Source organism: Vibrio sp. 1457, from assembly GCF_033340195.1.
In the GTDB taxonomy this organism is placed as follows: Bacteria; Pseudomonadota; Gammaproteobacteria; order Enterobacterales; family Vibrionaceae; genus Vibrio; species Vibrio alginolyticus.
In genome coordinates this window covers 199909-213122 of sequence record NZ_JAWOWA010000002.1, presented here as the reverse complement: position 1 = coordinate 213122, position 13214 = coordinate 199909, and the positions used below count along the sequence as shown (strand labels likewise).

At 43.2% G+C, this 13214-nt stretch carries 13 protein-coding genes; 3 read left to right on the top strand and 10 right to left on the bottom strand.

All coding sequences use genetic code 11. From position 1 onward, the window contains the following. Positions 1-42: 42 nt before the first annotated feature. The gene (locus R7Z41_RS02830) at positions 43-1236 is read right to left on the bottom strand and encodes a class I SAM-dependent methyltransferase (RefSeq protein ID WP_171344715.1); all 1194 of its coding nucleotides are present in this window, start codon (positions 1234-1236) and stop codon (positions 43-45) included. A gap of 161 nt (positions 1237-1397) precedes the next feature. After that, positions 1398-2801 (bottom strand): methyl-accepting chemotaxis protein, encoded by a 1404-nt coding sequence (locus tag R7Z41_RS02825; protein ID WP_064368437.1) that lies wholly within the window; start codon positions 2799-2801, stop codon positions 1398-1400. A gap of 90 nt (positions 2802-2891) precedes the next feature. On the opposite strand from R7Z41_RS02825, the gene yccX reads away from it, so the two are divergent. Further along, positions 2892-3164 carry an acylphosphatase gene (gene yccX / locus R7Z41_RS02820; RefSeq protein ID WP_017634611.1) on the top strand — a complete coding sequence of 91 codons (273 nt, stop codon included), beginning with the start codon at positions 2892-2894 and terminating at the stop codon, positions 3162-3164. 2 nt (positions 3165-3166) lie between these two features. Here the strand turns inward: yccX and R7Z41_RS02815 are convergent, their stop codons facing one another. After that, positions 3167-3496: a TusE/DsrC/DsvC family sulfur relay protein gene (locus tag R7Z41_RS02815; protein ID WP_005377396.1), complete on the bottom strand. Its 330-nt coding sequence runs from the start codon at positions 3494-3496 to the stop codon at positions 3167-3169. 908 nt (positions 3497-4404) lie between these two features. Here R7Z41_RS02815 and R7Z41_RS02810 point away from each other — a divergent pair. Continuing rightward, a complete protein-coding gene (locus R7Z41_RS02810; RefSeq protein ID WP_225478158.1) occupies positions 4405-4779 on the top strand; it encodes a chromosome partitioning protein ParB in 375 nt (124 codons plus the stop codon). Between the two features lie 76 nt (positions 4780-4855). Here the strand turns inward: R7Z41_RS02810 and R7Z41_RS02805 are convergent, their stop codons facing one another. The 5 genes from R7Z41_RS02805 to R7Z41_RS02785 form a co-directional block, all read right to left on the bottom strand. Beyond that, a complete protein-coding gene (locus tag R7Z41_RS02805; protein ID WP_025766607.1) occupies positions 4856-5518 on the bottom strand; it encodes a Bax inhibitor-1/YccA family protein in 663 nt (220 codons plus the stop codon). 249 nt (positions 5519-5767) lie between these two features. Beyond that, positions 5768-6517, bottom strand: coding sequence for an amino acid ABC transporter ATP-binding protein (locus tag R7Z41_RS02800; RefSeq protein ID WP_005377400.1), 750 nt, complete (start codon positions 6515-6517; stop codon positions 5768-5770). A 23-nt stretch (positions 6518-6540) separates the two neighbouring features. Then, the gene (locus tag R7Z41_RS02795; protein ID WP_005389988.1) at positions 6541-7638 is read right to left on the bottom strand and encodes an amino acid ABC transporter permease; all 1098 of its coding nucleotides are present in this window, start codon (positions 7636-7638) and stop codon (positions 6541-6543) included. Position 7639: 1 nt separating this feature from the next. Continuing rightward, positions 7640-8845, bottom strand: coding sequence for an amino acid ABC transporter permease (locus R7Z41_RS02790; protein WP_005377402.1), 1206 nt, complete (start codon positions 8843-8845; stop codon positions 7640-7642). 218 nt (positions 8846-9063) lie between these two features. Next, complete coding sequence (locus tag R7Z41_RS02785; protein ID WP_025766608.1) at positions 9064-10092, bottom strand: amino acid ABC transporter substrate-binding protein; 1029 nt, start codon at positions 10090-10092, stop codon at positions 9064-9066. A gap of 460 nt (positions 10093-10552) precedes the next feature. On the opposite strand from R7Z41_RS02785, the gene R7Z41_RS02780 reads away from it, so the two are divergent. Continuing rightward, entirely contained in the window at positions 10553-11473 is a 921-nt protein-coding gene (locus tag R7Z41_RS02780; RefSeq protein WP_213914984.1) for a bifunctional precorrin-2 dehydrogenase/sirohydrochlorin ferrochelatase, read from the top strand. Between the two features lie 101 nt (positions 11474-11574). On the opposite strand, the gene R7Z41_RS02775 is transcribed toward R7Z41_RS02780, so the two are convergent. Together R7Z41_RS02775 and R7Z41_RS02770 are read right to left on the bottom strand one after the other, a co-directional pair. Continuing rightward, positions 11575-12057 carry a YajQ family cyclic di-GMP-binding protein gene (locus tag R7Z41_RS02775; protein ID WP_005377415.1) on the bottom strand — a complete coding sequence of 161 codons (483 nt, stop codon included), beginning with the start codon at positions 12055-12057 and terminating at the stop codon, positions 11575-11577. 21 nt (positions 12058-12078) lie between these two features. Continuing rightward, positions 12079-13137, bottom strand: coding sequence for a 3-deoxy-7-phosphoheptulonate synthase (locus R7Z41_RS02770; RefSeq protein ID WP_213914985.1), 1059 nt, complete (start codon positions 13135-13137; stop codon positions 12079-12081). Between the last annotated feature and the right edge of the window lie 77 nt (positions 13138-13214).

Here is a 13214-nt window from a genome sequence, read left to right as displayed (position 1 = left end):
CAGTAGGCCCTTTTCTTCTGCTTTGTCTTACTTATTCGTAGCCTAAAGCACTTTACATGCAAAACCTTTTAAGTAGAAACCTTCTGGATATGCGGTATCGGTTGGGTGGTCAGCGGCTTGTTCAAAACGCTCCACAAACTTTACTTGGCGGTTAGCGTCTACGGCTGCATCAGCGATGATTTTCTGGAACAGAACTTGATCCATCAAGCCAGAGCAAGAGTAGGTCAGTAGCGTGCCGCCCGGTTTTAGAATTTGCATTGCTAGCATGTTGATGTCTTTGTAACCACGACATGCGCCGTTTAGTTGTGCTTTGCTCTCTGCGAACTTCGGTGGGTCCATGATCACAACATCGAACTGAGTTCCTTGATCACGATACTCACGAAGCAGCTTAAACACGTCTGCATTTAGGAACACGGCACGCTTCTTCGAAATATCAAACTCGTTTAGTTCTGCGTTGAATTTTGCGGTATCTAAAGCAGGTTGTGACACGTCAGCGTTAATCACACGCTTTGCATCACCTTTTAGAGCGTAAAGTCCGAAGCCACCTGTGTAAGAGAAGCAGTTAAGAACTTCTTTGCCTTTCATATATTTCATCGCTTGCTGGCGACTATCACGTTGATCTAGGTAGAAACCTGTTTTGTGTCCGCCAACGATATCTACACTAATCTTTACGCCATTTTCTTCGATGACGACCGATTTAGGTGGCTCTTCGCCGTGCAAAACGCCCGTGATCTCTTTTAAACCTTCTTTTTTACGAACGGCCACGTCAGAGCGCTCGTACACATTACAATCAGGGAAGCACTCAACCAGAGCGTCAACAATAGCCTGCTTATTGTGTTCTGCGCCAGCACTGAGAAGTTGGCACACAAAGAAATTTTGGTAACGGTCGATCGTAACGCCAGGTAAGCCGTCAGACTCTGCTGCGATAAGGCGATAACCCGTAAGGCCATCACGTTCGATAATGTCTTCACGAAGAAGTTGTGCGTCTTTAAGTCGTTTAACGAAAAACGCGGTGTCGATTTCTTCTTTCTCAAAACTCCAAATACGAGCACGAATTTGTGAAGCTGGCGAATATGCCGCCTTAGCTAGCCATTTACCGTCGTGAGTGAATACATCAACCGTTTCGCCAAGAGCAGGTTCGCCCTCAACTTTGTTGATGCCTCGAGAGAAGATCCAAGGGTGCTTGCGCTTGACCGATTTCTCACGACCTTTAACCAAATAGATAGCAGCTGTCATTTCATTAGCTCTTGTTGAATTTTGAAAGGGGCGTATTGTCCGGGATGTGAATGGTAAAAGCAATATCCCTCGGCAATCCAGTACATTGTAGTGACTTTTAAATACAAAAAAGGTCACTAAAGTGACCCTTTTATTTGAATTTGCTGTAACAGATTCCGTTGCTATGCTTTAAGTCCAGTAAGTAGAGCTTCCATTGTGTCGCTTTGCTTACGCAGTTGAGCAACGTTTTGTGAAGTCTTGCTTATCATATTGCACACGTTATCTGCTTGAACTCGAATTTCTTCAACGCTTGAGGCGATATTGTCCGCGACTACACCTTGCTCTTCAGCTGCTGTTGCAATTTGAATGCTACTGTCGGAGATAGTTTGATTTTTATCTGCCAAAGAGCCGATTTCGTGATTCACTTCCGTCATGAGGTTTTGTCCCTCATTTGCGTTATTAACTGTCACTTCCATCAGCTTAGTAAGCGACTGACTGTTACGCTGTAACGATTCGATCATCGTTTGGATTTCAACTGTCGCTTGCTGAGTGCGTCCCGCAAGAGCGCGAACTTCATCCGCAACGACCGCAAATCCACGACCTTGTTCTCCAGCACGTGCAGCTTCAATAGCCGCGTTCAGAGCAAGTAGGTTGGTTTGCTCGGAGATCCCATTGATGGTTGTCACGACTTCATCAATTTGTGCTGCATTGGCATCTAACTCGGCAACGGCTTGAGACGCAGATTGAATCTCATTAGAAAGGTTCGAAATCGAGTGAAGCGTATTCTCAACTTTCACTTGTCCAGACTGAGCCACGTTACGTGCATCATCGGTTTGCGTGCTTGAATCGTGAGCTAGTGTCGCGACTTCTCGAATCGTTGATGCCATCTGTTCAGTTGCACTCGCAAGAGAGTTGAGGTGTTCCTGCTGAGTCGCTGAAATATCTGAACTGTGATGAATCGATTGATTCAGATCTGAGCTAATTTGTTGCATTAAAGCCACAGACTCTTGAATCGACAGCACCATTTGTTGCTCTCGTTCTGCAACTTTGTCTATCGTAATAGCAATTTCACTAAACTCGTCGCGAACAGGGAAGAAGTTCATTCTCGCAGTTAGGTCGCCACCAGCAAGAGTGTTTAATGCTTTGTTCATCGTGAACATCGCGCCGCCAATAAACGTCATGATGTAGTAAACGCCAAGAGCGAGAATAAACAAGCTCACACAGATGATGCTCACTTGAGTCGTTGATAGGGCAGTCCATAAAGAAAGTTCATGGTTTGCAACCAAGCTGTACGCACCATTTAAAACTGACACGGATTGCGGCCCTGAGCCAATAGAAACGGTTTCTGAACCCGCTATGAGGCTTGCTACTTGAGATTGAGAAAGGTTGCCTGCCTCTATCAGACCTTTCATAAGCATGAGCTCTTCTTGGTACATATTTGAGATCAGTGTATTAGCCGCGCTATTAAGGACGAGTGTGAGAATGACTAAAGCAAGAAGAGGGAGAACGAAGAGCAAATAGAACTTTTCTTGAATCTTTAAGTGAATGAGATACTTATCAATCCAGCGGAATGGAATTTCTTTCATAATTATAATAACCGTGCAAAAACCCACTATCCTTAGTGGGGTGAATAGACGAAAAGAATATATCACTCAGTAAAAAGAAGCGGTACAAAGATGAACGTAAAGTGTGAGAGATTTATAGTAAAAGGTCACGTTCAAGGCGTCGGCTTTCGTTACCATACTTCCCATCAAGGATTGAAGCTAGGGTTAACAGGTTATGCGAAGAACCTAAACAATGGTGATGTTGAAGTGATGGCGTGTGGAACAGACGCGCAAATAGTTGCGTTTTCGGAATGGTTACAAGAAGGACCGCGAACGGCAACAGTAGAGCATGTGATGCAGGAGCCTGCGTCGTATAAGCCGTTACGCGGTTTTAAAATTTTATGAATCTACAAGCATTTAGCTGGCTTTGGTAGGCCGGCTAATTTGGTTGCTTGTTTGGCTGGCCCCTTTTTAAACAGCTTGAATAGATACTTACTGTTACCTTTTTCCGGGCCGTGCGCTTTTTCCATCGCTTTCACAAGCATACGCACTGCAGGGGAGGTATTAAACTCTTCATAAAAGTCTCGCACAAAATGCACAACTTCCAAATGAGCATCCGTAAGCTCGATGTCTTCTTCTTTTGCTAAAAGCTCAATCATACCTTCTTCCCATTGAGTATGATCCAATAAGTAGCCTTGAGCATCCGTTTCAATTTCTTTGCCGTTGTAAACGAACATAACGTTTTATCCGTTAAGTAAACATGGATGTTTATAGATTAGCGACAGCCGAGAATGTTCTCAACAAAAGAATCTCGAAGTAGTGCCGAGCGAAGCAAAAGCGTACAAAGTAGTGGCCTATAACTGAATACTCTTAAATTATATTTTAAGCATAAATTTGTTTTTTTATTCGTGTTGTTAGAAAATTTTCGGGGTTGATATCGGTGGTTTTGCATTGTTATGCAATTCGCTTGGTGTGATTGATTTGTCAGTTATATTTATTGTTTTAGATAAGTTGATCACAACGAATATAAACTAGTTTTAAATCAAAAGAATAAATTGAAAAAAATCGTTATGTTCACCCATGCTTAACAACAACACGGAGCAATTCAGGAGTGTATGGAGTGGTCGAATCTTTTCGTTTCCATTGGATGGGCGGTACTGCAAGCATGTTTTAGCATTTTCTCTTTTCTATGTCTGACGGGATTTGTAAAACATAATCCTATAAAACCGAAGTATGCTTGGTTGCAGTACATCTATGGGCCGTTACTTTTTTTGGCTTGGGGAGTCATGTTAGTGACACCGATGATGTCGGCCTACATATTTTTTAGCGTAGCTGGTAAATCAGTAGTCTGGTTGCCCGCGCTCAAGATGTTCGGTTATTGGTGGGTTGCGTTTGGAGTATTTTGCTTCTTGTCATCAGTCGATGAGCGATTGCGAAGTCGCGGTTTGAATTAAGACAAGTTATACCCTGAAATCAGTTTACAAACTGAGAGAGGTGATTTTAAAGCGCTCATACAGGCGATATAGCGATTGTTTGAGAATTAATAGCTTAAACGTTGTGTTTGTTTTCATAGACCGATATTCTCATTGGATTAATGAAAGCCTGTATTCAGGTTAGAAACAACAATGATGACAAGGAGTTAGTCATGTCGAAACAACGTTACATTGAGATTAATGACAATGTAAAATCCACTTGGTCCATCGAGCGTATTTGGCAACTTGCAGAATCCTTACCTGTAGAAGAAATTTCGATTGATGATATCAAAGGCCTAAATGAAGTGACTTGGTTTAGTCATGAAGGGCCACAGCCAACCTGCCGTGAAATTGCAAAACATTGTCAACGAATCAACAATGCTGATTTGTCGTATCCGGTAATCTTAACCAGTGACTATCGTGTTTTTGACGGTATGCACCGAATCGCCAAGCAAATCATGTTAGGAGAGGAAACGATCAAAGTGAGACGCTTTAGAGAAAATCCAGAAGCTGACGAAGTTATCGAGTTGTCAGTAGAGCAGGCGTAATACACTGAATTGCACACAAAGAAAAAGCCCGAAGGAATTACCTTCGGGCTTTTTTATTCTACTTAACGAGAAACGATTAATCGTCGTTCATAATACCTAGAATGCTTAGTAGGCTGATGAAGATGTTGTAGATTGATACATACAAAGTTACTGTCGCAGAGATGTAGTTTGTTTCACCGCCACGAATAATGCTTTGTGTTGTCATCAGGATCGCCATAGTAGAGAAAATGATAAACAAGCTGCTCAACGCCAAGTGTAAGAGGGTTGATTGAATAAAGAAGCTTGCAATCATGCCCACAACCAGCACAACAAATAGTGATAGCATTAAGCCACCCATCATCGATAGGTCACGTTTCGTTGTTAGTGCGTATGCCGATGCTGCCATGAAAGATAGTGCCGTACCACCGAGTGCGGTTAATACGATATCGCCCATGCCTGCACCAATGTACATGTTTAGAATAGGGCCAACGGTGTAACCTAAGAAGCCAGTAAATAGGAACGTAAACACAAGGCCAAGACTGTTGTTACGGTTTTTCTCTGTTAAGAATAATAGGCCGTAGAAACCAACCAGCATTAGGATGATACCTGGATGTGGAAGGTTAAATGCCATTGCAACGCCAGCAACGACTGCCGACCATAAAAGTGTCATTGAAAGTAGAGCGTAAGTATTACGCAATACTTTGTTCGTTTGTAGAGCACTTTCTTGAGTTGAAGTGCGGGTAAACATTGGACTGTTCATAATCTTCCTCGATAAGAGACTTTCTTTTAAGTACATTTATGGGATTGAAAGTTCAAAAAATCAAGCCCTAACCATACGTAACTTAGATAAAATAATAATAGAAATAAGATGTTATGTATTTGGCAACTTGTAACACAATATTACTGCTTAGCATAGCTATGTTGATTCTTACACAGATTTTTGAATTTAGTAACAAAAAGCACTGGCTTCATAGAAACCAGTGCTTTTTTATGTCGATTCGGCTAAATCTTAGTGGTGTAAGATTTGCGCTAGGAAGTTTTGGGTCCTATCCGATTGAGGATTCTCAAAGAAGTCGACCGGGTTGTTTTCTTCGATGATCTCTCCTGCGTCCATGAATATCACGCGATCGGCAACCTCTTTAGCAAAGCCCATTTCATGTGTCACACATAGCATAGTCATGCCTTCCTCGGCGAGTTCGACCATTACATCCAGTACTTCGCGAACCATTTCCGGGTCGAGTGCAGATGTTGGCTCATCAAAAAGCATGACTTTAGGGTTCATACACAAAGAGCGAGCAATCGCCACACGTTGTTGCTGGCCACCAGACAACTGACCGGGATACTTCTCCGCTTGGTCTGGAATTTTAACACGTTCCAGATATTTCATCGCAACTGCTTCTGCCTCATCTTTTGGCATCTTCTTCACCCAGATAGGCGCGAGCGTACAGTTTTCCAGTACGGTTAAATGAGGGAAGAGATTAAAGTGTTGAAAGCACATGCCCACTTCTCGGCGTACTGCTTCAATGTTCTTTAAGTCTTCAGTTAATTCCGTACCAGAGACGTAAATGCTGCCTGCTTGGTGCTCTTCAAGACGGTTAATACAGCGAATCATCGTTGATTTTCCCGACCCTGATGGACCACAGATAACGATTTTCTCGCCGCGCTTAACGTCGAGGTTAATATTTTTTAGTACGTGAAACTCACCATACCATTTATTCATGTCCTTCAATTGGATCATGTAGTCTTGTTGTTGCGTCATAATACGTCCTTGATCTTGATGAGTTATCGTTTGTGACCGGTATGAAGTTTGTTTTCAAGCCATATCGAATAGCGCGACATGCCAAAACAAAATACCCAAAACACTAACGCGACAAATACATAACTTTCTGTAGCAAAACCTAACCATTCAGGGTCGGTGTTTGCTGCTTGCCCTATACCGAGTACGTCAAACATACCAATGATGAGTACCAAACTAGTGTCTTTAAACAAACCGATGAAGGTGTTCACGATAGAAGGAATAGTAATCTTTAGAGCCTGTGGCAAGATAATAAGCCCAGTCTTTTTCCAGTAACTTAACCCAAGCGCATCAGCGGCTTCATATTGACCTTTCGGAATGGCTTGCAGACCACCGCGTACCACTTCTGCCATGTAAGCGGAGGCAAACATAACCACACCTATAAGGGCACGAATCAGTTTATCTGTCTCTGAACCTTCAGACATAAACAATGGAAGCATAACCGAAGCCATGAACAAAACCGTAATCAGCGGAACACCACGCCAAACTTCAATGTAGACGGTACAAATGCTGCGAATGATCGGCATCTCTGAACGTCTACCAAGCGCAAGCACCACACCAATTGGCAGTGAAACTACGATACCAACTAACGCAATAATGAGCGTAACGAGTAATCCCCCCCATTTGTGTGTATCGACCACTTCTAGTCCAAAGACACCCCCGTATAACAGCCCAGCGATGATGAATGGGTAGATGTTTACGAAGAAAAGCCAAATCCACATCCTTTTCGGTGTCTTCTCATAAGCGAGTAAAACAGTAAATATGGCCAATGTGATATAGAAAAGGCGAGGGCGCCATAGTTCGGACTCTGGATAAAAACCATACATGAACTGCTCCCAGCGCACGCTGATAAATACCCAGCAAGCACCATCTCGGCTACAGTCGTCACGCGTTGAGCCAATCCAGTCTGCGTTAATAAACGCCCAATCCACGATATACCATATTGCAGTTACGACAATATACGCAAGAATGACAGTAACAATGGAATTGATAGGGCCATTAAATAGATTTTTCCGCATCCAACCAACGAAGCCTACAGTATTGGCGGGTGGTGGGAGATCCGGTTGAAATTGATGAGTACTCATATTATCTCTCCACCAGCGCGACTTTACGGTTATACAAGTTCATTAATGCAGACGTAATCAGACTTAATGTCAAGTACACGCCCATCGTCATCGCAATGATCTCAATCGCTTGTCCCGTTTGGTTCAGGGTAGTACCAGCAAACACAGAGACAAGATCTGGGTAACCAATCGCCATCGCTAACGATGAGTTTTTGGTGAGGTTGAGATATTGACTGGTTAAAGGTGGAATAATAATTCGTAACGCTTGAGGAATGACAACAAGCTTTAAAGTTTTCGAGCGTGGTAAGCCTAGCGACATCGCTGCTTCGGTTTGACCATGGCTAACCGCATTAATACCAGAGCGCACAATCTCAGCAATGAAAGAAGCTGTATAAACACTCAATGCCAAAAGTAGCGCAGCCAATTCAGGAATAATGCTAATACCACCTCGGAAGTTAAACCCTTTTAGTTCAGGATAATTCAGTGAAATTGGCATACCAGCAAGGAAGTACACAACCAATGGAAGGCCAACAACTAAACCCAAAACTATTCTTCCCATTGGGGTTTGTTGCCCAGTGAGACGTTGCTTATTATTCGCCCATACATTAATTAATAAGCTTGCGATTACCCCGAAGATTAACGCGGCAATAACGTAGCTACTGCCAGGTTCCATAGTCGGTGCAGGGAAATATAAGCCACGAACGTTCAGGAAAATAGCTTCACCAAGACTTAAGCTTTGGCGTGGTGAGGGTAATGCTTGAAGAACAGCGAAATACCAGAAGAATATTTGCAGAAGAAGGGGGATATTTCGGAAAGTTTCGATATAAACTGCCGCTAAACGACTAACTAACCAGTTAGAAGAAAGGCGGGCAACCCCCATGGTAAAGCCAATCACAGTAGCCAGAATAATACCTAATACAGAGACTAACGCCGTATTAAGAAGGCCGATGATAAATGTTCTACCGTAAGAGTACGTTTCATCGTATTCAATTAATGTTAACCCAATACCAAACCCGGCTTCTTGATTCAGAAAACCGAAGCCCGTTGCAATACCACGAGCATCTAAGTTATTGAGAGCGTTGTTTACAATCGTGTAAAAGAAAAATACCAGTGCAGCAATGGCAATGATCTGGAAAATAGCAGAACGAAAGGCAGGATTATAAATCAGGCTCTTGCTTCCGCTTGGTTTGGACATCGTACTTGGCGATGCATCTTGTGTCGGTTTCATACAGCGATAACCTCAAACCTTAGTTATAGATATCGGCCTGTATAACGAAGTTTCGTCCTTGCTGGCTAAAGAATAACGCTCTCATGTCTAGCGGCTTACGAACCTTTAAAGCCGTTCCACAAAGCGAGCGCTTTTCGCCATCCAATGAGCGATCCTTACTCATACAGTGAGATATAATCAAGAAAAAGGGCGGCATGAACCGCCCTGATTAACTCTTTCTATCGGATTGGTGGCGCGTACATAAAGCCGCCTGCATTCCATAGCGCATTAACGCCACGAGAGATTTCTAATGGCGAACCAGTACCGACTGTACGTTCGAAGCTTTCACCATAGTTACCAACTTGTTTGATAACCTGGTAGCCCCAATCGTCACGGATACCCAACCCTTTGCCTTTAGGGCCATCAACACCGAGGATACGTTTGATGTTTGGATCTGTTGACTTCAGCATTTCATCCGCATTCTTCGAACTAATACCGTATTCTTCAGCGTTAATCATCGCAGACAATGTCCACTTAGCGATGTTAAACCATTGATCATCGCCTTGACGAACGACTGGACCTAGTGGCTCTTTAGAGATGATTTCTGGAAGAACGGTCGCAGAGGACGGATCTTTCAAATTCAAACGTAGTGCATAAAGGCCAGATTGGTCAGTTGTTAATACGTCACAGCGTCCCGCATCAAAACCTTTCGAAGTTTGCGCCGCTGTGTCGAATACCACTGGTTTGTACGCCATGCCTTGGTTGCGGAAATAATCTGCAAGGTTTAGCTCGGTTGTTGTACCTGATTGAACACATACCGACGCACCATCAAGCTCTTTAGCACTTGATATACCAAGTTCCTTCTTCACCATAAAACCTTGACCATCGTAGTAGTTCACACCTACGAAGTTTAGGCCCAGAGCTGTGTCACGGTGGAGAGTCCAGGTCGTGTTACGGGAAAGCACATCAATCTCACCAGATTGAAGCGCAGTGAAACGTTCTTTTGCGGTTAGGGGTACATATTTAACTTTCGTTTTATCCCCAAGAACGGCTGCAGCCAGTGCTTGGCAATATTCTACGTCGATACCTTCCCATTCGCCTTTTGAGTTAGGGTTAGAGAAACCAGGTAGACCGGTACTTACGCCACAAGTAAGAAAGCCTTGTTTTGTGACTTTGTCCAGAGTAGTGTCTGCTGCTTGAGCTGATGTTGCCATCATCGCAGTAGAAGCCGCTACGACGGAAGCAAGAACTGTGAGTTTATTTGCCATTTGTATCCTTCCTGTATGATCCATGTTTAATCAGGAGTGACCTGAAATAACGTGTCCAATTCGTTAGAGTTATCGTCCTACGTGATTGATTTTCGAAGAAACGGCATTCGATAGATCAACCAGTTATAAGCGTAGGAAAGGATCTGTTAATTCTCAAATATATAATTTAAATGAAGTTTTGAGAGAACTTACAAAGTGCCTTGAGATTTAGAATGACGAAATGTTAATTGTTTGTAAATAGTGCAATTCATGGACAATTTGGTGCATCAGAACAATCAATAGAAGAGTGAACAATACAAAAGAATAAAAAGTTGTTATTAAAACTGTCATTAGCTGAGCAAGGTGAAGTTCAGTAAAAATTCAAACAAAAATTATTTGTGATACCGAAACAGGGTGATGAGCTTGCCCCATTTTTGGTAGCATGGTCTACAACAGCTAATTAGAGTAATCATGGATTGAAATGCGATATTTTCCTCTGTTCTTAGATTTAATTAATAAACCCGTTCTCGTCGTGGGTGGCGGTGAGGTGGCAAGCCGAAAGGTGGAAGCGTTGCTAAAGGCTGGGGCGGATGTGACTATCGTTTCTCCGACGTTGGTTGATTTTCTGTCTAAGCTTGCTTCTGAGCATCAACTGCGCTGGGTACAACGTTTCTATTCGAGTGACATTGTCACTAAAAGCTTTGTTCAAGTGTGGGCGACGACAGACAATCCTGAGCTAAATCACCAAGTGTACAAAGATGCCAAAGAGCTAGGCATCTTGGTTAACGTTGTGGATGATAAGCCTTATTGTGATTTCATCACGCCGTCTATGATTAATCGTGGCCGCATCCAAATCGCTATCTCTAGTGGTGGAGCTTCGCCAGTTTTAATTCGAAACATCCGTGAAAAACTTGAATCGATACTGCCACAAAACATGGGGTTGATGGCGGATTTTGCTAACTCAAAGCGAAACTCAATTAAAGAGGCACTGCCTAGCGTCGATTTACGCCGCAAGTTTTGGGAGCAATTTTTCTCGAATCCCGAGGTGGAAAACGCGCGAGATAATCGTGAGTTAGAAGCAATTTACCAAGCGACCATGGCAACACCTTTAGATGAAAAGGGAAGTTGTACTTGGATACATGTTGGGAAAGATGTTGAGATGTTGCCAATAAAAGCCGTACGCTATATGCAACAAGCGGAGCTGGCTCTGTACTCAACTCGATGTGAAGCGAATGTGTTAGAACTAATACGAAGAGATGCAGAAAGAGAAGCTTTCTCGAGCGCTGCTGAGCTTTCGGATATGCTGGCCAAGGCTAAAGCTGAAAAGCTTCGTATTTGCGTGTTCATACCACAAGGAACGAGCGAATTCGTATTGTTGCAAGGGCAGGACTTAGTTATCTAGCAATGCCAAATGCTAAAGTGGATACGTAGTTCGTTACACTAAAGCCAATAAAAAACGCCAGCCGGTTATGCGCTGGCGTTTTTATTTACTTCTCAGATTGATTAATCACGGAAGTTGTTAAACTGGAATGGGATACCCATCTCTGCTTCACGAATCGCTGCCATTGTCGCTTGCAGGTCGTCGCGTTTCTTACCAGTAACACGTACTTTGTCGCCTTGAATAGAAGCTTGTACTTTTAACTTTGCGTCTTTGATAAGTTTCACTACTTTTTTCGCCGTTGGAGTATCAATACCTTGGCGGAAAAGCAGAGTTTGGTGCCAGTTTTTACCAGTAACGTCTGGGTCTTGTGCATCCATTGCGTTCGCGTCAATGTTACGCTTCGCTAAGTGGCCGCGTAAAATGTCGCGCATTTGCTTAAGTTGGAAGTCACCTTCCGCAGACATTTTTACGTTTTCTTCTACTAGCTCAAAGCTCGCATTTACGTTGCGGAAATCGAAACGAGTAGACAATTCACGGTTAGCATTATCAACGGCGTTACGTAGTTCAACCGTATCGATTTCAGAAACAATATCAAACGATGGCATGAAGATTCCTTGATTATTTTGTTATAGGGACTTTCGGGACTTAACAGCGCTTGCCAGCATATTTAGCATTGTAGCAGTGTCTTCCCAACCTAGGCATGGATCTGTAATAGACTGACCATACGTTAGGTTATTGATGTCAGTCATTGGCTGATTGCCTTCAAGAATAAAGCTTTCAGCCATGATACCCGCAATACGAGTGCTGCCTGACTTAATTTGGTTACAAATGTCTTGAGCTACGTCGATTTGTTTTCTGTGTTGCTTCTGACAGTTTGCATGGCTGAAATCCACAACCAAACGTTGTGGCAATCCAAACTCAGCTAAAGCATCACATGCTTGTTTGACTGATGCTTCATCAAAGTTAGGGCCTTTTTCTCCACCGCGCAGAATAATATGACCGTAAGGGTTGCCACTTGTGCGGTAAACCGTCATTCGACCGTTCTTATCTGGCGAGTAGAAGTAATGCGATGCTTTCGATGCGCGAATTGCATCAATTGCAATTTTTACGTTGCCATTTGTGCCATTTTTGAAACCAACTGGGCAAGATAGTGCCGACGCCATTTCACGGTGAATTTGTGATTCCGTTGTGCGAGCACCAATCGCGCCCCAAGTGATCAAATCCGCGATGTATTGGCCAGTGATCATATCAAGAAACTCAGTAGCAGTCGCAAGACCAAGCTTGTTGATATCCAGTAGTAGTTTACGAGCTTTATGAAGACCAGCTTCAAGTGCGTAAGAACCATCTAGGTTAGGGTCCGTAATCAAACCTTTCCAACCAACTACTGTACGAGGCTTTTCAAAGTAAGTACGCATCACGATAAACAGTTCGTCTTTGTACTTGTCTTGGATTTCACTCAGGCGAGTGGCGTAATCAATGGCAGCTTCAGTGTCGTGAACAGAACACGGACCTACAATCGCAAGAAGGCGATCGTCTTCACCCGATAAAATGTTTTCAATCTGACGACGAGATTGAGCGATACGGTCTGCAACGTCATCCGTAATAGGATGTACACTACCTAGCTCTGCTGGGGTAGGCATTGGACCCAAAGGCTGGGTTCTCAATTCATCTGTTTTTATAGGCATGTTATAGCTTTATTCTCTATTGCGAAGGGGTAAAGATAACGGAATTACAGGCAGGAATAAACCGTTTCACGGGAATC